Here is a 21,077-nt window from a genome sequence, read left to right as displayed (position 1 = left end):
AGCGATTATTCCAGCAATCCCGGGGTGCCCGGGACTCCCGGTCCGGCGGGAGCCGGACTCAGGAACCGGTGCTGCCGAACTCACGCTCCAGGGAAGCGATCTGGTTGGACCCGAGACCGCGCACACGGCGGCTCTCGGAGATGCCCAGACGCTCCATGATCTGCTTGGCGCGGACCTTGCCCACGCCCGGCAGGGACTCGAGCAGCGCGGAGACCTTCATCTTGCCGATGACGTCGTTCTCCTGGCCCTGCTTGATGACCTCGTGCAGGGAGGCGCCGGAGTGCTTGAGTCGATTCTTGACCTCGGCCCGCTCCCGGCGAGCCGCGGCGGCCTTTTCGAGCGCGGCTGCGCGCTGTTCAGGGGTAAGGGGCGGAAGAGCCACGCCTACGTCACCTCGGATGTCGAACTGTCGGATACGGACCGGTGAGGAACCTAGTCGCCCCACACCTGGGGAGCCACGAGCAACACGCTGCCCGTTCTCCCCCACTGCTCTGAGGGCGCGGGAGGTGCCCCCACTGCTCGGAGACTAGCGGTCAAGTCCGCCAGAGTCAGCGAGAACAGCGGAAAAGTACTGGTCAGCCGCCGCCAGGCCGGACATTTCAGACATACTGCCCCCGATTTGAGGATGTATTCATGCTCAAGTCGCCCCGACACCGTCCGCCGAAGGCGGCGCGGAGGACTCAGCCACCGGCGACGGCGGTCCTGATCTCCTCCGCGAAGCGCTCCGTGACCGCTCGCAGCGCCCCGACGTCGGGACCCTGCCGCAGCACACCCCGGCTGACGTTGGGCACCACGTTGCGCAGCGCCGGCCCGAACACCGCGGGAAGGTCCGCCGGCGTCGCGCCCTGCGCCCCGACACCGGGCGCGAGGAGGGGGCCGTTGACCGCCAGGTCGTACGACGACAGGTCGCCCACCGTCGCGCCGACGACCGCACCGAAGGAGCCCAGCGGCTCCTCGCCCTCGTTCTCGGCGGCCAGGTGCGCCAGGACGGTGGCGGCCACGGTGCGCCCGTCGGCCCGCACCGCGTGCTGCACCTCGGGGCCCTCCGGGTTGGAGGTGAGCGCCAGCACGAACAGGCCGGCCCCGCTCTCCCGGGCCAGGGCGACCGCCGGGCTCAGCGAGCCGTAGCCGAGGTAGGGCGAGACGGTCAGGGCGTCGGAGAACAGCGGGGCGTCCTTGTGCAGGTAGGCCTCGGCGTATCCGGCCATCGTGGAGCCGATGTCACCGCGCTTGGCGTCCATCACGACCAGCGTGCCGGCCGCCCGGGCCTCCTGGACGCACGTCTCCAGGACGGCGACGCCACGCGAGCCGAACCGCTCGAAGAAGGCGCTCTGCGGCTTCATGACCGCGACCCGGTCGGCCACCGCCTCCACGACCGTGCGGCTGAACCGCTCCAGACCTGCCACGTCGTCGTTCAGGCCCCACTCCGCGAGCAGGGAGGCGTGCGGGTCGATGCCGACGCAGAGCGGGCCGCGCTCGTCCATGGCACGGCGCAGCCGGGCGCCGAAGGGCTCCAGAACAGTCATGCGGACTTCCTCACGTCGGCGCCGACCGCGTCGGCGAGGGTGGCGTACGGGCTGGTGCGCAGACGCGCGGCGAGGCCCTTGTGGATGGCGCGGGACCAGAAGGGCCCCTCGTAGATGAACGCGCTGTACCCCTGGACCAGCGTGGCACCGGCCAGGATGCGCTGCCAGGCGTCCTCGGCGGTCTCGACGCCGCCGACGCCCACCAGGGTGATCCGGTCGCCCACGCGCGCGTACAGACGGCGCAGGACCTCCAGGGAGCGCTCCTTGAGCGGGGCGCCGGACAGTCCGCCGGTCTCCTTGACCAGGGAGGGCGCGGAGCGCAGACCGAGGCCGTCGCGGGCGATGGTGGTGTTGGTGGCGATGATGCCGTCCAGGCCCAGCTCCACCGCCAGGTCGGCGACGGCGTCGACGTCCTCGTCCGCGAGGTCCGGGGCGATCTTCACCAGGAGCGGGACGCGCCGGTTGGCGACGATGCGGTCAGCGGCCTCACGGACGGCGGCGAGCAGCGGGCGCAGCGCCTCGGTCGCCTGGAGGTTGCGCAGGCCGGGGGTGTTCGGCGAGGAGACGTTGACCACCAGGTAGTCGGCGTACGGGGCGAGCCGCTCGGCGGACTTCACGTAGTCGCCGACGGCCTCCGCCTCGGGGACGACCTTGGTCTTGCCGATGTTGACGCCGACGACCGTCCTGAAGACCGGCTCCCGGGTCGCCAGGCGGGCCGCGACGGCGAGCGAGCCGTCGTTGTTGAAGCCCATGCGGTTGATCAGCGCGCGGTCCGCGACGAGCCGGAACAGCCGCCGCTTGGGGTTGCCGGGCTGCGGCTCCCCGGTGACCGTGCCGATCTCCACGTGGTCGAAGCCCAGCATCGACATGCCGTCGATCGCGACGGCGTTCTTGTCGAAGCCGGCGGCGAGCCCGAAGGGGCCGTGCATGCGCAGCCCGAAGGCCTCGGTGCGCAGCTCCTTGTAGCGGGGCGCGAGGGCGGCCGCGACGAACGTGCGCAGCACCGGGACGCGCACCGCGAGGCGGATCCAGCGGAAGGCCAGGTAGTGGGCCTTCTCGGGGTCCATCCGCTTGAAGACGAGATTGAAGAAGATCTTGTACATGGTGTCCTCATGAAGAGGGGGACACCGTTTCCGGTGTCCCCCTCAGGGCTGCTAGTCGCGGGCCGCGGTCAGGTGTTCCGCGTGTTCCTGGAGCGAGCGGACGCCCACGTCGCCGTGGTTGAGGGCGTCGATGCCCTGGACGGCCGCCGCGAGCGCCTGGACGGTCGTCAGGCACGGCACCGAGCGGGCCACCGCGGCCGTACGGATGTCGTAGCCGTCGAGGCGGCCGCCGGTGCCGTACGGGGTGTTGACGATGAGGTCGACCTCGCCGTCGTGGATGAGCTGGACGATGGTCCGCTCACCGTTCGGACCGGTGCCCTCGGACTGCTTGCGCACGATGGTGGCGTTGATGCCGTTGCGCTTGAGGACCTCGGCCGTGCCGGAGGTGGCGAGCAGCTCGAAACCGTGGGCGACCAGCTCACGCGCCGGGAAGATCATCGAGCGCTTGTCCCGGTTGGCGACCGAGATGAAGGCGCGGCCCTTGGTGGGCAGCGGGCCGTAGGCGCCCGCCTGCGACTTGGCGTACGCCGTGCCGAAGACGGAGTCGATGCCCATGACCTCGCCGGTGGAGCGCATCTCCGGGCCGAGCACCGTGTCGACGCCGCGGCCCTGGATGTCGCGGAAGCGCGACCACGGCATGACGGCCTCCTTGACGGAGATCGGCGCGTCCAGCGGCAGCTCGCCGCCGTCGCCGTTCGCCGGGAGCAGTCCCTCCGCGCGCAGCTCGGCGATGGTCGCGCCCAGCGAGATGCGGGCGGCGGCCTTCGCGAGCGGCACCGCGGTCGCCTTGGAGGTGAAGGGCACCGTACGGGAGGCGCGCGGGTTGGCCTCCAGGACGTAGAGGATGTCGCCGGCCATCGCGAACTGGATGTTGATCAGGCCGCGCACGCCGACGCCCTTGGCGATCGCCTCGGTGGAGGCGCGCAGGCGCTTGATGTCGAAGCCGCCGAGGGTGATCGGGGGCAGGGCGCACGCCGAGTCGCCGGAGTGGATGCCGGCCTCCTCGATGTGCTCCATGACACCGCCGAGGTACAGGTCCTCGCCGTCGTAGAGGGCGTCGACGTCGATCTCGATGGCGTCGTCGAGGAAGCGGTCGACGAGGACCGGCCGGGAGGGGCTGATCTCGGTCGACTCGGCGATGTAGGAGGCGAGGCGGGTCTCGTCGTAGACGATCTCCATGCCGCGCCCGCCGAGGACGTAGGACGGCCGGACGAGGACCGGGTAGCCGATCTCGTCGGCGATGGCCTTGGCGCCCTCGAAGGTGGTGGCCGTGCCGTGCTTCGGGGCCGGCAGGCCGGCCTCGGCGAGGACGCGGCCGAAGGCGCCGCGGTCCTCGGCGGCGTGAATGGCCTCGGGCGACGTGCCGACGATCGGCACGCCGTTGTCCTTCAGGGCCTGCGAGAGACCGAGCGGGGTCTGGCCGCCGAGCTGGACGATCACACCGGCGATCGGTCCGGCGAGGGACTCCGCGTGGACGATCTCCAGCACGTCCTCGAGCGTCAGCGGCTCGAAGTACAGGCGGTCGGAGGTGTCGTAGTCCGTGGAGACGGTCTCGGGGTTGCAGTTGACCATCACGGTCTCGTACCCGGCGTCGGACAGCGCGAAGGAGGCGTGCACGCAGGAGTAGTCGAACTCGATGCCCTGGCCGATGCGGTTCGGGCCGGACCCCAGGATGATCACCGCGGGCTTCTCGCGGGGCGCGACCTCGGTCTCCTCGTCGTAGGAGGAGTAGAAGTACGGCGTCTTCGCGGCGAACTCGGCGGCGCAGGTGTCGACCGTCTTGTAGACCGGGCGGATGCCGAGGGCGTGCCTGACCTCGCGGACGACGTCCTCGCGCAGGCCGCGGACCTCACCGATCTGCTGGTCGGAGAAGCCGTGCCGCTTGGCCTCGGCGAGCAGGTCGCCGGTCAGCTCGGGCGCCTCGGCGAGCTCGTCCGCGACCTCCTTGATCAGGAAGAGCTGGTCCACGAACCACGGGTCGATCTTCGTGTACTCGAAGACCTCCTCGGGCGTGGCACCCGCGCGGATGGCCTGCATGACGGTGTTGACGCGGCCGTCGGTGGGGCGCACGGCCTCGCGCAGCAGGGCCTCCTTGTCGCCGGGCTCGCCGACGAAGGTGAACTGGCTGCCCTTCTTCTCCAGCGAGCGCAGCGCCTTCTGGAAGGCCTCGGTGAAGTTGCGGCCGATGGCCATGGCCTCGCCGACCGACTTCATGGTGGTCGTCAGCGTGGAGTCGGCCTGCGGGAACTTCTCGAAGGCGAACCGCGGGGCCTTGACGACCACGTAGTCCAGCGTGGGCTCGAAGGAGGCGGGGGTCTCCTGCGTGATGTCGTTCGGGATCTCGTCCAGGGTGTAGCCGACGGCGAGCTTGGCGGCGATCTTGGCGATCGGGAAGCCGGTCGCCTTGGAGGCCAGCGCCGAGGAGCGGGAGACGCGCGGGTTCATCTCGATGACGATCACGCGGCCGTCCTCGGGGTTCACCGCGAACTGGATGTTGCAGCCGCCGGTGTCGACGCCGACCTCGCGGATGATCGCGATGCCGACGTCGCGCAGCACCTGGTACTCGCGGTCGGTCAGCGTCATCGCCGGGGCGACGGTGATCGAGTCGCCGGTGTGCACGCCCATGGGGTCGAAGTTCTCGATGGAGCAGACGACCACGACGTTGTCGTGCTTGTCGCGCATCAGCTCCAGCTCGTACTCCTTCCAGCCGAGGATGGACTCCTCCAGGAGCACCTCGGTGGTCGGGGAGAGCGTGAGGCCCTGGCCGGCGATGCGGCGCAGCTCCTCCTCGTCGTGGGCGAAGCCGGAGCCGGCGCCGCCCATGGTGAAGGACGGGCGGACCACGACCGGGTAGCCGCCGAGGGTCTCGACGCCCTTGAGGACGTCGTCCATGGTGTGGCAGATGACCGAGCGGGCGGACTCGCCGTGCCCGGTCTTGCGGCGGACCTCCTCCACGACGCCCTTGAACAGGTCGCGGTCCTCGCCCTTGTGGATCGCCTCGGGCTTGGCGCCGATCAGCTCGACGCCGTACTTCTCCAGGACGCCGTTGTCGTGCAGTGCGATGGCGGTGTTCAGGGCCGTCTGGCCGCCCAGGGTGGGCAGCAGGGCGTCGGGGCGCTCCTTGGCGATGATCTTCTCGACGTACTCCGGGGTGATCGGCTCGACGTAGGTGGCGTCGGCGATCTCCGGGTCGGTCATGATCGTCGCCGGGTTGGAGTTGACGAGGACCACGCGCAGGCCCTCGGACCTGAGCACCCGGCACGCCTGGGTGCCGGAGTAGTCGAACTCGGCGGCCTGGCCGATGACGATCGGGCCGGAGCCGATGACCAGGACGGACTGGATATCGGTGCGCTTAGGCACGCTGGCCCTCCATCAGGGAAACGAAGCGGTCGAACAGGTAGGCGGCGTCGTGCGGACCCGCTGCTGCTTCGGGGTGGTACTGGACGGAGAAGGCCGGCTGGTCCAGCAGCTGCAGCCCCTCCACGACGTCGTCGTTCAGGCAGACGTGCGAGACCTCGGCGCGGCCGAACTTCGTCTCGCTGACCTTGTCGAGCGGCGCGTCCACGGCGAAGCCGTGGTTGTGCGCGGTGACCTCGACCTTGCCGGTCGTCCGGTCCTGGACCGGCTGGTTGATGCCGCGGTGGCCGTACTTCAGCTTGTAGGTGCCGAAGCCGAGGGCGCGGCCGAGGATCTGGTTGCCGAAGCAGATGCCGAACAGGGGCGTCCTGCGCTCCAGGACGGCGCTCATCAGCGCGACGGGGCCGTCGGCGGTCGCCGGGTCGCCGGGGCCGTTGGAGAAGAACACGCCGTCCGGTCCGACGGCGTAGACGTCCTCGGCCGTGGCGGTGGCCGGGAGCACGTGCACCTCGATGCCGCGCTCGGCCATCCGGTGCGGGGTCATGCCCTTGATGCCGAGGTCGATGGCGGCGACCGTGAAGCGCTTCTCGCCGACCGCGGGGACGACGTACGCCTCCTTGGTGGCGACCTCCTCGTAGAGGCTGGCGCCCTTCATCTGCGGCTGGGCCTGGACCCGCTCGACCAGCTCGGCCTCGGGGGTGATGACCTCGCCGGAGAAGATGCCGGCCCGCATCGAGCCGCGCTCGCGCAGGTGGCGGGTGAGGGCGCGGGTGTCGATCCCGGAGATGCCGACCACGCCCTGCGCGACCAGCTCGTCGTCCAGGGAGCGCTTGGCGCGCCAGTTGGACGGCACGCGCGCGGGGTCGCGCACGACGTAGCCGGAGACCCAGATGCGGCCGGACTCGTCGTCCTCGTCGTTCCAGCCGGTGTTGCCGATCTGCGGGGCGGTCGCGACGACGATCTGGCGGTCGTACGACGGGTCGGTGAGGGTCTCCTGGTAGCCGGTCATGCCGGTGGAGAAGACGGCCTCGCCGAAGGTCTCCCCCACGGCCCCGTAGGCGCGGCCGCGGAAGGTGCGGCCGTCCTCCAGGACGAGTACGGCGGGAAGCGCCGTGTTCCTCTGGGAGGAGCTTCCCCTGGTGGAGGTCGTCATCGCGCGCCTTCCGTGTCGTTGGTCATCTGGTTCAGTGTGTCGACCCACTCGGTGTGCTCGGCCGCGTGGTCGGAGCGGAAGCCGGAGTCGATCAGCTTCTCGCCCAGGGCCCAGGTCACCACCAGCAGTCCGCCCTCGGTGAGGACCTTGCCGGCGATGCCCTTGTCGAGCCGGGCGCCGCGCAGCGCGGCGGTGGGGACGAAGAAGTCGGTCGCACCGGGGCGCTCGACCTCCAGGCCCGCGTCGGTCAGGGTGAGCGAGGCCCGGCTGCGGGTGCCGAGGCCGTGGGCCACGATGCGGTCCAGCCACTGCCCGGCGGTGGTCGAGCCGTGGTAGCGGCCGCTCATGCTCAGTTTCACCGGGCCGGTCTCCTCCGGCGCGCTGGGCGGCTCGGGCAGGTCGCTCTGGAGCGTGCCGCGCCACTTCCAGCCCTCGCGCATCAGCCAGTAGACGAGCGCGACGAAGAGGGCGAGGCCGACGAGCCAGCCGATGCGGGCCCCCCAGTCGGTGACCTCGGCCGATTTCTTCGCCTCGGCCAGCAGGATTACAGGTGTCACGTGAGCTTCCCGTCGACGAGCGTCGCCTTGCCCCGCAGCCACGTGTGGGTGACTCGGCCCGGCAGCTCGCGTCCCTCGTAGGGGGTGTTGCGGCTGCGCGAGGCGAAGCCCGCGGGGTCCACCTGCCCACGGTATGCCGTGTCCACCAGCGTGAGGTTGGCGGGCTCGCCGACCGAGACGGGGCGGCCGTGGCCCTGGGCGCCGCCGATCCGCGCGGGCTTGGCGGACATGCGGTCGGCGACGCCGGCCCAGTCCAGCAGGCCGGTCTCGACCATGGTCGCCTGGACCACCGAGAGGGCGGTCTCCAGGCCGACCATGCCCATGGCGGCCGCGGCCCACTCGCAGTCCTTGTCCTCGTGCGGGTGCGGGGCGTGGTCGGTGGCGACGATGTCGATCGTGCCGTCGGCCAGCGCCTCGCGCAGGGCGTGCACGTCCCGCTCGGTGCGCAGCGGCGGATTGACCTTGTAGATCGGGTTGTAGGTGCGCACCATCTCGTCCGTCAGGAGGAGGTGGTGCGGGGTCACCTCGGCGGTGACGTCGATGCCGCGGGACTTGGCCCAGCGGACGATCTCCACCGAGCCGGCGGTCGACAGGTGGCAGATGTGCACCCGGGAGCCGACGTGCTCGGCGAGCAGCACGTCGCGGGCGATGATCGACTCCTCGGCGACGGCGGGCCAGCCGCCCAGGCCCAGCTCGGCGGAGACGACGCCCTCGTTCATCTGGGCGCCCTCGGTGAGCCGGGGCTCCTGCGCGTGCTGGGCGACGACGCCGCCGAAGGCCTTCACGTACTCCAGCGCGCGGCGCATGATCACGGCGTCGTCGACGCACTTGCCGTCGTCGGAGAAGACGGTGACGCCGGCGGCCGACTCGTGCATCGCGCCCAGCTCGGCGAGCTTCTTGCCCTCCAGGCCGACGGTGACGGCGCCGATGGGCTGCACGTCGCAGTAGCCGTGGTCCCGGCCGAGCCGGTAGACCTGCTCGACGACGCCGGCGGTGTCGGCGACCGGGAAGGTGTTGGCCATGGCGAACACGGCGGTGTAGCCGCCGCTCGCGGCGGCGCGGGTGCCGGTGAGCACGGTCTCGGAGTCCTCACGGCCCGGCTCGCGCAGGTGGGTGTGCAGGTCGACCAGGCCCGGCAGCAGCACCTTGCCGTCGGCCTCGACGACCTCCGCGCCCGCGGCGTCGAGGTCCGTGCCGACCGCGGCGATGGTCTCGCCGTCGATCAGCACGTCCTGCGGCTCACCGCCGAGCACCTTCGCACCCCGGATCAGGATCTTGCTCATGGTTCTACTTCTCCTCGGTGGTACGGGCGTGGGTGACGGCGGGCTCGTTGCCGCCGAGCAGCAGGTACAGGACGGCCATCCGGATGGAGACGCCGTTGGCGACCTGCTCGACGACGGTGCAGCGGTCGGAGTCGGCGACCTCGGCGGTGATCTCCATGCCGCGGACCATCGGGCCGGGGTGCATCACGATGGCGTGCTCGGGCATCCGGGCCATGCGCTCGCCGTCAAGGCCGTAGCGTCGTGAGTACTCGCGCTCGGTCGGGAAGAAGGCCGCGTTCATGCGCTCGCGCTGGACGCGCAGCATCATCACCGCGTCGGACTTGGGCAGCGTGCTGTCGAGGTCGTACGACACCTCGCACGGCCAGGTCTCGACGCCGACCGGCACCAGCGTGGGCGGGGCGACGAGGGTGACCTCGGCGCCGAGGGTGTGCAGCAGGTCGACGTTGGAGCGGGCGACCCGGCTGTGCAGGACGTCGCCGACGAGGGTGATGCGCTTGCCGGCCAGGTCCTGACCGAGCCCGGCGTCCCGGCCGACCAGGCGGCGGCGCATGGTGAAGGCGTCCAGCAGGGCCTGGGTGGGGTGCTGGTGGGTGCCGTCGCCGGCGTTGATCACGGCGGCGTCGATCCAGCCGGAGTTGGCGAGGCGGTAGGGGGCCCCGGAGGCGCCGTGCCGGATGACGACGGCGTCGACGCCCATCGCCTCCAGGGTCTGGGCGGTGTCCTTCAGGGACTCGCCCTTGGACACGCTGGAGCCCTTGGCGGTGAAGTTGATGACGTCCGCGGAGAGGCGCTTCTCGGCGGCTTCGAAGGAGATCCGGGTGCGGGTGGAGTCCTCGAAGAAGAGGTTGACGATCGTGCGGCCGCGCAGGGTCGGCAGCTTCTTGATCGGCCGGTCGGCGACCCGGGCCATCTCCTCGGCGGTGTCGAGGATCAGGACGGCGTCGTCGCGGGTGAGGTCGGCGGCCGAGATGAGATGACGCTGCATCTGTCAGGCTCCGTAAGGCAGTTCATTCGGGAGGATTGGGGCAGATCGGCGCGTGTGCCGGCACACCGAGGCGGCCGTGCGCCCGACTTGCTACTGGCCGTCCGGCTTCACACCGAGCAGCACGGTGTCGCGACCGTCCTCCTCGGCGAGCTGGACCTTGACCGTCTCCCGCAGCGACGTGGGGAGGTTCTTGCCGACGTAGTCGGCCCGGATGGGCAGTTCCCGGTGGCCGCGGTCGACCAGGACCGCGAGCTGCACCGCGCGCGGGCGCCCGATGTCGTTCAGGGCGTCGAGGGCGGCGCGGATGGTGCGGCCGGAGAAGAGCACGTCGTCGACGAGGACCACCAGGCAGCCGTCGATGCCGTCACCGGGGATCTCGGTGCGGGCCAGGGCGCGCGGCGGGTGCATGCGCAGGTCGTCGCGGTACATGGTGATGTCGAGCGAGCCGACGGGGATCTTGCGGTCGGTGATCTGCTCCAGCTTGGCGGCGAGCCGCTGGGCGAGGAAGACCCCCCGGGTCGGAATGCCGAGGAGCACCACGTCGTCGGCGCCCTTGGCGCGCTCGACGATCTCGTGGGCGATGCGGGTCAGCACCCGCGCGATGTCGGGGCCCTCGAGAACGGGCCGCGCATCGGAGGTGTCAGGGTTGGCGTGCGAGTCCATACGAAACGGACCTCCTTCTCCGCCTCACGGGACGGACCTTAAAGGACGTCGGATTTGCGCCATCTACCGTAGCAGGCCGCCGGACGGCACCGATCACCCGGTTGGCCCAATGCCTCGCCGTCACCACGGAAGAGTCGGTGTGGACCATTCGGCTTGACGCATGAGAGTCACGCTGCGTAACCTCACAGTGAGTTACCAGCCGCGCGGCGGGAAGCAGAGCCGACCGCCGTCGACACAGTGTCCGGGGAGCTATATGTCCAGCGAATACGCCAAACAGCTCGGGGCCAAGCTCCGGGCCATCCGCACCCAGCAGGGCCTTTCCCTCCACGGTGTCGAGGAGAAGTCCCAGGGTCGCTGGAAGGCCGTGGTGGTCGGTTCGTACGAGCGCGGTGACCGTGCCGTGACCGTGCAGCGTCTGGCCGAGTTGGCCGATTTCTATGGTGTCCCGGTGCAGGAGCTCCTGCCGGGCACCACGCCGGGCGGCGCCGCCGAGCCGCCGCCGAAGCTGGTCCTGGACCTGGAGCGGCTGGCCACCGTGCCGGCCGAGAAGGCCGGCCCGCTGCAGCGCTACGCGGCCACCATCCAGTCCCAGCGCGGCGACTACAACGGCAAGGTGCTCTCGATCCGCCAGGACGACCTGCGCACGCTCGCCGTCATCTACGACCAGTCCCCCTCGGTCCTCACCGAGCAGCTGATCAGCTGGGGTGTCCTGGACGCGGACGCGCGCCGCGCCGTGGCCACCCACGAAGACGCCTGAGTCGACCCAGACCTCAGCAGAAACGTGCCGCCGGGGTGGCTGGAACTGTACGGTTCCAGCCACCCCGGCGGCTTTCTGCGCGCCTCGCGGGGCGTCTGGGCACCGAGATGCCGGAGGGCCCGCAGCAAGCGCGCTGCGGGCCCTCCGGCGTCTTTCTCGTGACGGGCTCTACGCCTCGTCGCGGCGCAGCGTCGGCTTCAGCTCCTTGAGCCGGCCGAGCAGGCCGTTGACGAACGCGGGCGAGTCGTCCGTGGAGAACTCCTTGGCGAGCTGCACCATCTCGTCCAGCACGACGGCGTCCGGGGTCTCGTCCACCCAGATCAGCTCGTAGGCACCCAGGCGCAGGACGTTGCGGTCGACGACCGGCATCCGGTCGAGCGTCCAGCCCACCGCGTACTGGGCGATCAGCTCGTCGATGCGCCGCGCGTGCTCCGCGTAGCCCTCGACGAGCTGCATCGTGTACTCGCTCACCGGCGGCTGCCGGTCGTCGGTCCGGGAGAGCCGGATCCAGTCGGCGAGCACCGTCAGGACGTCGGCTCCCCGCTGGTCGCCCTCGAAGAGGATCTGGAAGGCGCGCTTGCGGGCCGTGTTGCGGGCAGCCACGGTTAGCTGTTCACCCGGCCGAGGTAGTCGCTCGTGCGGGTGTCGACCTTGATCTTCTCACCGGTGGTGATGAAGAGCGGGACCTGGATCTGGTGGCCGGTCTCCAGGGTGGCGGGCTTGGTGCCACCGGTGGAGCGGTCGCCCTGGACGCCCGGCTCGGTCTCCTGGATGACGAGCTCGACGGCGGCGGGCAGCTCAACGAAGAGCACCTCGCCCTCGTGCTGGGCGACGGTGGCGGTGAAGCCCTCGATCAGGAAGTTGGCGGCGTCGCCGACGGCCTTGCGGTCGACCATCAGCTGGTCGTAGGTCTCCATGTCCATGAAGACGAAGTAGTCGCCGTCCATGTACGAGAACTGCATGTCGCGCTTGTCGACAGTGGCGGTCTCGACCTTGACACCGGCGTTGAAGGTCTTGTCGACGACCTTGCCGGAGAGCACGTTCTTGAGCTTGGTGCGCACGAAGGCCGGGCCCTTGCCGGGCTTGACGTGCTGGAACTCGACGACGGACCAGAGCTGGCCGCCTTCGAGCTTGAGCACCAGGCCGTTCTTGAGGTCGTTCGTGGAAGCCACGGTTGCGGAATCTCCTGGACTGACGTACGACCCCGGGGCATGCGCACAGCGCGAGGCTAGAGCGCGAGCAGCTCCTTGGTCGTGATGGTGAGTAGCTCGGGTCCGCCGTCCGCCTCGGGGCGTACGACGAGCGTGTCATCGATCCGGACACCGCCCCGGCCCGGGAGGTGAACCCCCGGTTCGACGGTGACCGGCACGCAAGCGTCCAGTTTACCCATGGCCGCGGGGGCCAACTGCGGGTCCTCGTCGATTTCGAGTCCGACACCGTGTCCGGTCAGCGGTGGCAGCGCCTCCGCATAGCCCGCGGAGTCCAGGACCTGCCGTGCCGCGCGGTCCACGTCACGGAACGCGGCACCGGGCGTCAGGGACTCGCGCCCGGCCCGCTGAGCGGCGAAGACGAGGTCGTACAGCTCGATCTGCCAGTCCGCCGGCGAGGTGCCGATGACGAAGGTACGGCCGATCTCGCAGCGGTAGCCGCGGTACGTGGCACCCAGGCAGACGGAGAGGAAGTCACCCTCCTCCACCCGGCGGTCGGTGGGACGGTGGCCGGGGCGGCCGGAGTGCGGGCCGGTCGCCACGGAGGTGGGGAAGGCGGGGCCGTCGGCGCCGTGGTCGACCAGGCGCCGCTCCAGCTCCAGCGCCAGGTGCCGTTCGGTACGGCCGACCAGGATCGACTCCAGCAGCTCACCGAGGGCCTGGTCGGCGATCTCGGCGCCGATGCGCAGGCACGAGATCTCCTCCTCGTCCTTGACCACCCTGAGCTGCTCGACGGCTCCGCCGAGGCCGGTCAGGCGCAGCCCGGGGGCGACGGAGGCCAGGCCCTTGTGGCGGCTGACCGTGAGGTGGTGTTCCTCGACGGCCAGCGAGTCGGCGTCCTGGGCCGCGGCGAGACCGGCCGCCGCGACCGCGGGGTCGCCTCCGGGTGCGGGCAGGACGTGCAGCCTCAGGCTCTCGTCCGGCCGCCCCTCGTAGGGGCGGTCCTCGGGCGGGCCGGCGCACACCAGCAGGTCCTCGCGCTTGCCGAGCAGCAGGACGGAGTCCTGCGGGGCGGCGGCGGCGAGGTAGCGCACGTTGGCGGGGCGGGAGATGAGGGCTGCCGCGGCGCCGGCCGCGTTGCAGCGCTCCCTCAGCCGGGATCGGCGGGTCGCGTACACCTCTGACATGAGATGAGCGTAGGAGTTCTGGGCGTTTTGTGCCGGTTGGGTGGGGCCGAGTGGGGTCCGGGGCCCGTGGCAGGGCGCTTCGCCGGGTCCGGTGGACGAGGGCTGCCGCGCCGTCCGCGCGCTGCCCGGGCGGCCGCGGCGGCCCCCGGTCCCCGGCCCGCTACCAGGTCGGCGGGCTGGCGATGGCCCGCGCCAGGACGTCGTCCAGGATCGCGGCCGTGCCCGGGACGTCGAGCTGGGAGTTGTCGATGATCGGGAGGCCCGAGCCGTACCAGCCGGCCATGCGGCCGTGGATGCGGGCGACCTCCTCGTCGGAGAGCCGGCGGTTGCCGGTCCGCTCGGCGTTGCGCTCCAGGACGATGTCCAGGCCCGGGAGGAGGACGACCGGCAGCAGCCCGGGACCTACGTGCCGCTTCCAGCCGCCGAGACCCACCACGGGCCGGTCGGGGAAGACGGCGTCGTCCAGGATGCAGGAGATGTTGTTGGCCAGGAAGTTCCGGGCCGCGAAGCCGCAGGTACGGCGGGCGAGGCGGTACTGGGCCTCGGAGTGGTCGTTCCACCCCGACTGGGGGTCGGCGAAGCCCGAGCGGACCCATTCGCGCACGTCGTCGAGGCTGATGTGGGCCGTGGGCACCCGGCGGTGGTCCGCCCAGTACTTGGCCACGCTCGTCTTGCCCGCGCCCGCCGGGCCGATCAGCAGCACGGCGAGGGTGGTGGCCGCCGGGTCCGGGACGCCGGCCGTGGCCGGCGGGGCCGGCGGCATGGCGACCGGGCCGCCCGGCGGCAGCGGCACATGACCGGTGGTGTCGGGCGGCGGCGGGGCGGGGGCGTGCCGGGGCGCCGGGGGCTGCGGGTGCCCGGGCACCGCGGGGGCGGCGGGCGGCACCGGTCCGGTTCCTGCTCCGGTGCCCGGATAGCCGGGGGGCGGCACGGGGCCCGTACCGGCTCCGGTGCCCGGGTAGCCGGGTGGCGGAGGGGGCACGGGCGCGGGACCCTGCGGGGCTCCCGGGTGGTGTGCGGCCGACGCCCAGCCGGCGTGCGGTCCCTGCCCCGGCTGGTGGGGCGGCAGCGGAGACCCCACTGCGTGCTGCATCCGTTGCCACTCCGTCTCGTACACACATCTGGCGCTGGCAGGCGGGTGCGGAGCCCGCTCCTACCGAACGGTACCGCCCCCGGCCGTCGTTTGGTGAAACGACCGGGGGCGGTCCGAAGTGCCCGGTCCGGGAAGGAAGTCGGGCGCGGGGAACAGCGGGGGGCTTACTGGCCCACTTCTCCGTAGGCGGCGAGCAGGACGGCGGGGTCCGGGCCCTCCAGGACGGTCGGCCTGGCCAGGCCGTCCAGCACGATGAAGCGGAGCAGGTCGCCGCGGGACTTCTTGTCGACCTTCATCGTCTCCAGCAGCTTGGGCCACTGGTCGTAGCGGTAGTGCAGCGGCAGTCCGACGGCCTCCAGGACACTGCGGTGCCGGTCCGCCGTCGCGTCGTCCAGCCGGCCCGCGAGACGGCCCAGTTCGGCGGCGAAGTGCATGCCGACCGCGACCGCGGCGCCGTGCCGCCACTTGTAGCGCTCGTTCTTCTCGATGGCGTGGCCGAGCGTGTGGCCGTAGTTCAGGATCTCCCGCAGGCCCGACTCCTTCAGGTCCGAGGAGACGACGTCCGCCTTGACCCGGATCGAGCGCTCGATCAGCTCGGCCGTGTGAGGTCCAGCCGGTGTGCGGGCGGCCTCCGGGTCGGACTCGATCAGGTCCAGGATGACCGGGTCGGAGATGAAGCCCGCCTTGATGACCTCGGCGAGACCGGAGACGTAGTCGTTCACCGGCAGCGAGTCCAGCGCGGCCAGGTCGCACAGGACGCCGGCGGGCGGGTGGAAGGCGCCCACCAGGTTCTTGCCCTCGGCGGTGTTGATGCCGGTCTTGCCGCCGACCGCCGCGTCCACCATGGCCAGCACGGTGGTCGGGATCGCGATCCAGCGCACCCCGCGCAGCCAGGTGGCGGCCACGAACCCGGCGAGGTCCGTGGTGGCGCCGCCGCCGACGCCGACGATGACGTCGGTGCGGGTGAAGCCGGACTGGCCGAGTGCCTTCCAGCAGTAGGCGGCGACCTCGACGGTCTTGGCCTCCTCGGCGTTGGGCACCTGGATGGCCACGGCCTCGTAGCCCTGGCCGGCCAGGTCGGCGCGCAGCGCGTCACCGGTCTCGGCCAGCGCCTCGGGGTGGACCACCGCGACGCGCTTGGCCCGGGGCCCGATCAACCCGGCCAGCTCGCCGAGGAGTTGCCGGCCGACCAGCACCTCGTACGGGTCGGTGCCCGCGGTGCCGGCGACCTGGATCCGGGTGACTGCCTCGCTCATGCTTCCTTCAACTCCAGTGCGTCCAGCGCCTCTTGGGTGACCTCTTCGGGGGTGCGGCCGTCCGTCTGCACGACGGCGGTGGCGACCTCCTCGTACAGGTGGCGCCGGGCCTCCATCAGTTCGCGCCACTGCTTGCGCGGATTGACCGCCAGCAGCGGCCGGGCCACGTTCAGGCCGGTGCGGCGGACCGCCTCCTCCACGTCCATCGAGAGGTAGACCACCCGGTGTCCGGCGAGCAGGGCGCGTGTGTCGGCGTCGAGGACGGCGCCGCCGCCGAGCGCGAGGACGCCCGTGTGCTCGGCGAGCGCGGCGGCCACCGCGCGCTTCTCGATCGCGCGGAAGGCGGGCTCGCCCTCGTCGAGGAAGATGTCGGCGATGGTGCGGTCCTCGGCGGCGACGATGTCGTCGTCGGTGTCGCGGTAGCCGACGCCCAGGCGCTCGGCCAGCAGCCGGCCGACGGTGGACTTGCCGACGCCCATCGGACCGACCAGCACGACCGCAGGCACGGCGGTCACCGGATGTGGAGGTTGTCGAGGTACGACCGGACGTTGCGGCGGGTCTCCGCGACGGAGTCGCCGCCGAACTTCTCGGCGACCGCGTCCGCGAGGACGAGCGCCACCATGGCCTCGGCGACGATGCCGGCGGCCGGCACCGCGGAGACGTCCGAGCGCTGGTGGTGGGCCTGGGCCTCCTCACCGGTGGTGACGTCCACGGTCTTCAGCGCGCGGGGCACGGTCGCGATCGGCTTCATGGCGGCCCGCACCCGCAGCAGCTCGCCGGTGCTCAGGCCGCCCTCGGTGCCGCCGGCGCGGCCGGAGACGCGCCGGATGCCCTCGGGCGTGTTGACGATCTCGTCGTGCGCCTTGGAACCGGGCACCCGGGCCAGCTCGAAGCCGTCGCCGATCTCGACGCCCTTGATCGCCTGGATGCCCATCAGGGCTCCGGCGAGCCGGGCGTCCAGCTTGCGGTCCCAGTGCACGTGCGAGCCGAGGCCGACCGGCACGCCGTACGCCAGCACCTCGACCACGCCACCGAGCGTGTCGCCGTCCTTGTGGGCCTGGTCGACCTCGGCGACCATCGCCTTCGAGGTGTCCGCGTCCAGGCAGCGCAGCGGGTCGGCGTCCAGCCGCTCGACGTCGGCCGGGGTCGGGTAGACGCCCTGCGGGGCCTTCACGGAGCACAGTTCCACGACGTGCGAGACGATCTCGATGCCGGCCGTCTCCTTGAGGTAGGAGCGGGCGACGGCACCGAGGGCCACCCGGGCCGCGGTCTCGCGGGCGGAGGCGCGCTCCAGGATCGGGCGGGCCTCGTCGAAGCCGTACTTCTGCATGCCGGCGAGATCGGCGTGGCCGGGACGGGGCCGGGTCAGCGGGGCGTTGCGGGCGAGGCCGTCGAGGATCTCCCGGTCGACCGGGTCGGCCGCCATGACCTGTTCCCACTTGGGCCACTCGGTGTTGCCGACCATGACCGCCACCGGCGAGCCGAGGGTCAGGCCGTGCCGCACACCGCCCAGGAAGGTGACCTCGTCGCGCTCGAACTTCATCCGGGCTCCGCGGCCATAGCCGAGCCGCCGCCGAGCGAGGTGGTCCGCCACCATCTCCGTGGTGATCGGCACGCCGGCGGGAAGCCCCTCCAGCGTCGCGACAAGTGCGGGACCGTGGGACTCCCCCGCGGTCAGCCAACGCAGCCTGCTCAACGGTGCTCCTCAGTGTTCGCGCCCGGTACTGCCCGCGTACCCGAGTTCTCGTGTACGGCGACGGCGCCACCGGGTGCGCGACTCCGGTGCGCCACCTCCGATCCTCCCACGTCCGCGGCCCGGTCCCGGCCGCCGGTCCAGCAGGCGGGACGGAGGACGCGGTTCAGCGGGCCGCGAGCGCCTTCTCGCCGGCCTGCCGCATGGCGTCCAGCGGGGCCGGGGACCGCCCGGTCATCCGCTCGACCTGGAGGACGGCCTGGTGGACCAGCAGGTCGAGGCCGCTCACCACGGCCCCGCCGAACATGGACCAGCGGGCGGCGAGCTCGGTGGGCCAGGGCTCGTAGAGCACGTCGAAAAGGGTGGCGGGGCGCTCGGGCACGGCGGCGGCGAGCGCGTCGGTGGTCCCGGCGGGGGTGGTGGCGATGACCAGGGGGGCGCTCAGGGCCCGGCCGGCGTCCGCCCAGTCGGCCGTGCGGAGGTCCATGTCGAGCCGTTCGCCCCACCGGCGCATCTCGGCGGCGCGGGTCTCGCTGCGGACATAGGCGACGACCTCGCCGGTGCAGATGCGGGCGAGGGCGGCGAGCGCGGAGGACGCCGTGGCGCCGGCGCCGAGGATCGCCGCGGATCCGACCTGCTCGATGCCGTGCTCGCGCAGGGCGGCCACCATGCCCGGGATGTCGGTGTTGTCGCCGACGCGGCGGCCGTCGTCCTCGAAGACCACCGTGTTCACGGCGTCGACCGAGGCGGCCGTCTCGCTGATGTCGTCCACCAGCGGGATGACCGCCCGCTTCAGCGGCATGGTCAGCGACAGCCCCGCCCACTCCGGCCCGAGCCCGTCCAGGAAGCCGGGCAGGGCCGCCTCGTCGATCTCGAAGCGGTCGTACGACCACCCGGTGAGCCCGAGCGCGTCGTAGGCCGCCCGGTGCAGCACCGGGGAGAGCGAGTGGGCGATGGGCGAACCGAGCACGGCGGCCCGGCGGGCGTCAGTTGCCCGAGCTGGCATTGAATTTGTCCTTGAGCTGTTTGAATTCTTCGTACGTCTTGGCGAATTCGGTGTTCGTCGTACCGTCGGTCGCCACGAAATAGATCCAGCCGTCGTGCGTCGGATTCAATGCCGCCTTCAGCGCGTCCTCGCCGGGATTGCCGATCGGACCGGGCGGAAGTCCCTTGTGGGTGTAGGTGTTGTACGGGTTCCGGTTGGTGTTGATCTCCCGTTCGGAGATGTGGATGTTGCTGGTGCCCTTGAGGTAGTTGTACGTCGAGTCGAACTGGAGCAGCTGGTTGGTCTCGGTGTTGGTGGGCTTGAGGCGGTTGTAGACCACCTCCGCCATCTTGCGGAAGTCGTCGTGGGTCTTGCCCTCCGCCTGGACCAGGCTCGCGACCGTGACGAGCTGGAAGGCGTTGTCCAGACCGAGTGCCTGGGCCTTCTTGGTGAGGCCGAAGGCCGCGTACTTCTCCTTGGCCTGGCCGATCATCTGCTTCAGGACCGCGTCGGGCTTCATGCCCTTGGCGGCCGGATAGGTACCCGGGAAGAGGAAGCCCTCCAACGGGTCCTGCACACCGGTGGCACTCTGCGCCCAGCTCGGCAGGCCGAGGGCCTTGGTCTGCCCCTTGGCGGCCTTCCGGGTGGTTCCGCTTGTGACCCCTAGCTGTTTGTCGATGGCCTTGTAGACCTCGGCATTGCGCTCGCCCGGTTTCACCAGCACGTTGCTCTGGCTGCGCGGGTCGAGCATCAGCAGCACGGCGCTCGCGGCGGACATCTCCTTCTTCATGAGATAGGCGCCCGCCTGGATCTGGTCGCCCTTGGGGTTCTGTCCCTGCGCGTGCACGAACGCGTCGGCGCTCTTGACCACACCGGCCGCTTTCAGCCGGCGGCCGATCTCCCAGCCGCCCGCGCCCTTGGGGATCTCGACGGTGACGGACTCGCTGGTTCCCTCGCCCGCGTAGTCGGGGGCGGTGCCGAAACGATTTTGGTAGAACTTGTAGCCGAAGTACCCGACGCCGCCGAGGCCGCCGCCGAAGACCAGCACGACCACCATGCAGGCGCAGCCGGTGCGCCGTTTCTTGCTCTTGACGGGTTTCTTGCCGCGCCGCTCGCCGCGGCCCGCGCGGCTCTCGGCCTCGTCCTCGGCGTCCTCGTCACCGCCGCCCCCGGCGAAGAAGGCGTGCTCCTCCTCTTCCGCGCCCGGCTCGGATTCCGGTTCCGCTTCCGGCGCGGCCGCGGGCCGCCTGCGGCCGGGCGGCTGCGGCGGCGGGTACGCGTCCTCCGTGCCGTAGAAGTCGGGCTGCTCCCCGCCGTAGGACGCGGGCTGCTGGCCGTAGGGGTCGCCGGGGTCGGCCGCGTACGGCACATGGCCGTGGCTGCCCGACGCGTCCCAGCCGCCCTGCTGGTACTGCTGCTGCCCCTGGGTCGCGTACTGCTGACCGTGCTGCTGGTCGTGACCGGCGTACTGCTGGCCGAAATGCTGCTGGTGCTGCGGGTACTGCTGCTGTCCCTGTTCGTCGTAGTACGGGTACTGCTGCTGGTCGTACCCGGGCTGCTGCTGGGTCCAGTCGGCGTACTGCTGCTGCGGCTGCTGCGGGTACTGCTGCGGCTGGCCGCCGTAGGACTGCTGACCCGCGTGGGCCTGCTGTCCTCTCCATCCGCCGTCCCCGTACAACGGGTCCTCCGGATGCCACGGTTCGGAGCCAGGGCCCCGGCCATACTCAGTCATCGATCCCCTACGAGCCGCGAGGCCGACGGTGGCGCGGCCGGTGGACCGGCTGCCGTTCCGCCTCTTTGCTGTGCAGCGGCTGTTCGAAAACCGCCGCATCGCGCGGAACGTTACCGTATCGCGATCAGATGACCACTTCGACGCCCTCGCCGGGTGCTTTACCTGACACCCGTTCGGATTCCAGGGCCTGCTGCAGAATGATGACGGCTGCGGCCTGGTCGATGACGGCGCGGCCCTTCTTGGATTTCACCCCCGAGGCGCGCAGTCCCTGACTGGCCGTCACGGTCGTCATCCGCTCGTCCACCAGCCGGACCGGCACCGGGGCGATGCCCCGGGCGAGCTCCTGGGCGAAGCCGCGGACCTTCTGCGCGGCCGGCCCCTCGCCCCCCTTGAGGGAGCGAGGGAGTCCGACGACGACCTCGATCGGTTCGTACTCCTCCACCAGCTGACGCAACCGGCGGTGGGCGGCGGGGATGTCCCGGCCGGGAACCGTCTCCACCGGAGTGGCGAGGATCCCGTCGGGGTCGCACGAGGCGACCCCGATCCGGGCGTCCCCGACGTCGATCGAGAGCCGACGTCCTCTGCGCATGTCCGACCGT

20 protein-coding genes are annotated in these 21,077 nt (G+C 71.3%); 1 reads left to right on the top strand and 19 read right to left on the bottom strand.

Annotated features, from left to right (window positions below):
* Positions 1-58 precede the first annotated feature (58 nt).
* The 9 genes from PV343_RS33855 to pyrR form a co-directional block, all read right to left on the bottom strand.
* On the bottom strand, positions 59-382 hold the full coding sequence (locus PV343_RS33855; protein WP_003977346.1) for an integration host factor: 324 nt from the start codon (positions 380-382) through the stop codon (positions 59-61).
* A 298-nt stretch (positions 383-680) separates the two neighbouring features.
* Entirely contained in the window at positions 681-1,526 is an 846-nt protein-coding gene (gene pyrF / locus PV343_RS33850) for an orotidine-5'-phosphate decarboxylase (protein WP_319150861.1), read from the bottom strand.
* On the bottom strand, positions 1,523-2,629 hold the full coding sequence (locus PV343_RS33845) for a quinone-dependent dihydroorotate dehydrogenase (protein WP_319150860.1): 1,107 nt from the start codon (positions 2,627-2,629) through the stop codon (positions 1,523-1,525). The genes pyrF and PV343_RS33845 overlap by 4 nt, the downstream gene beginning before the upstream one ends.
* 51 nt (positions 2,630-2,680) lie before the next feature.
* Positions 2,681-5,989, bottom strand: coding sequence for a carbamoyl-phosphate synthase large subunit (gene carB, locus PV343_RS33840; protein ID WP_319150859.1), 3,309 nt, complete (start codon positions 5,987-5,989; stop codon positions 2,681-2,683).
* Positions 5,982-7,139, bottom strand: coding sequence for a glutamine-hydrolyzing carbamoyl-phosphate synthase small subunit (carA, locus tag PV343_RS33835; protein WP_319150858.1), 1,158 nt, complete (start codon positions 7,137-7,139; stop codon positions 5,982-5,984). The genes carB and carA overlap by 8 nt, the downstream gene beginning before the upstream one ends.
* Positions 7,136-7,696: a hypothetical protein gene (locus PV343_RS33830; protein ID WP_319150857.1), complete on the bottom strand. Its 561-nt coding sequence runs from the start codon at positions 7,694-7,696 to the stop codon at positions 7,136-7,138. The genes carA and PV343_RS33830 overlap by 4 nt, the downstream gene beginning before the upstream one ends.
* Positions 7,693-8,979, bottom strand: a complete 1,287-nt coding sequence (locus PV343_RS33825; RefSeq protein WP_319150856.1) for a dihydroorotase — start codon at positions 8,977-8,979, stop codon at positions 7,693-7,695. Before PV343_RS33825 ends, PV343_RS33830 begins: the two co-directional genes overlap by 4 nt.
* Positions 8,980-8,983: 4 nt before the next feature.
* The gene (locus PV343_RS33820) at positions 8,984-9,964 is read right to left on the bottom strand and encodes an aspartate carbamoyltransferase catalytic subunit (RefSeq protein ID WP_319150855.1); all 981 of its coding nucleotides are present in this window, start codon (positions 9,962-9,964) and stop codon (positions 8,984-8,986) included.
* 90 nt (positions 9,965-10,054) lie between these two features.
* Entirely contained in the window at positions 10,055-10,627 is a 573-nt protein-coding gene (gene pyrR / locus PV343_RS33815; RefSeq protein WP_319150854.1) for a bifunctional pyr operon transcriptional regulator/uracil phosphoribosyltransferase PyrR, read from the bottom strand.
* Positions 10,628-10,880: 253 nt separating this feature from the next.
* Between pyrR and bldD the strand changes: the two genes are divergently transcribed.
* On the top strand, positions 10,881-11,384 hold the full coding sequence (bldD, locus tag PV343_RS33810; protein ID WP_020938842.1) for a transcriptional regulator BldD: 504 nt from the start codon (positions 10,881-10,883) through the stop codon (positions 11,382-11,384).
* A gap of 168 nt (positions 11,385-11,552) precedes the next feature.
* Here the strand turns inward: bldD and nusB are convergent, their stop codons facing one another.
* The 10 genes from nusB to ruvX form a co-directional block, all read right to left on the bottom strand.
* Positions 11,553-11,987: a transcription antitermination factor NusB gene (gene nusB, locus PV343_RS33805; protein ID WP_020938843.1), complete on the bottom strand. Its 435-nt coding sequence runs from the start codon at positions 11,985-11,987 to the stop codon at positions 11,553-11,555.
* 2 nt (positions 11,988-11,989) lie between these two features.
* Positions 11,990-12,556, bottom strand: a complete 567-nt coding sequence (gene efp, locus PV343_RS33800) for an elongation factor P (RefSeq protein WP_020938844.1) — start codon at positions 12,554-12,556, stop codon at positions 11,990-11,992.
* A gap of 56 nt (positions 12,557-12,612) precedes the next feature.
* On the bottom strand, positions 12,613-13,719 hold the full coding sequence (locus PV343_RS33795) for an aminopeptidase P family protein (RefSeq protein ID WP_319150853.1): 1,107 nt from the start codon (positions 13,717-13,719) through the stop codon (positions 12,613-12,615).
* A 160-nt stretch (positions 13,720-13,879) separates the two neighbouring features.
* Positions 13,880-14,812 (bottom strand): Pro-rich N-terminal domain-containing protein, encoded by a 933-nt coding sequence (locus PV343_RS33790; protein WP_319150852.1) that lies wholly within the window; start codon positions 14,810-14,812, stop codon positions 13,880-13,882.
* 164 nt (positions 14,813-14,976) lie between these two features.
* Positions 14,977-16,068 (bottom strand): 3-dehydroquinate synthase, encoded by a 1,092-nt coding sequence (aroB, locus tag PV343_RS33785; protein ID WP_319150851.1) that lies wholly within the window; start codon positions 16,066-16,068, stop codon positions 14,977-14,979.
* Positions 16,065-16,583 (bottom strand): shikimate kinase, encoded by a 519-nt coding sequence (locus tag PV343_RS33780; protein ID WP_319150850.1) that lies wholly within the window; start codon positions 16,581-16,583, stop codon positions 16,065-16,067. Before PV343_RS33780 ends, aroB begins: the two co-directional genes overlap by 4 nt.
* Entirely contained in the window at positions 16,580-17,764 is a 1,185-nt protein-coding gene (gene aroC / locus PV343_RS33775; protein ID WP_319150849.1) for a chorismate synthase, read from the bottom strand. The genes PV343_RS33780 and aroC overlap by 4 nt, the downstream gene beginning before the upstream one ends.
* A 163-nt stretch (positions 17,765-17,927) precedes the next feature.
* Positions 17,928-18,767: a shikimate dehydrogenase gene (locus tag PV343_RS33770; protein ID WP_319150848.1), complete on the bottom strand. Its 840-nt coding sequence runs from the start codon at positions 18,765-18,767 to the stop codon at positions 17,928-17,930.
* Positions 18,748-20,478: an endolytic transglycosylase MltG gene (gene mltG, locus PV343_RS33765; protein WP_319150847.1), complete on the bottom strand. Its 1,731-nt coding sequence runs from the start codon at positions 20,476-20,478 to the stop codon at positions 18,748-18,750. Before mltG ends, PV343_RS33770 begins: the two co-directional genes overlap by 20 nt.
* 124 nt (positions 20,479-20,602) lie before the next feature.
* On the bottom strand, positions 20,603-21,067 hold the full coding sequence (gene ruvX / locus PV343_RS33760) for a Holliday junction resolvase RuvX (RefSeq protein WP_020938852.1): 465 nt from the start codon (positions 21,065-21,067) through the stop codon (positions 20,603-20,605).
* Between the last annotated feature and the right edge of the window lie 10 nt (positions 21,068-21,077).

Source organism: Streptomyces sp. WI03-4A, from assembly GCF_033792105.1.
Taxonomy (GTDB): domain Bacteria; phylum Actinomycetota; class Actinomycetes; order Streptomycetales; family Streptomycetaceae; genus Streptomyces; species Streptomyces collinus_A.
The sequence above is the reverse complement of the archived record's forward strand: the minus strand, read 5'-3'. Positions and strand labels throughout refer to the sequence as shown.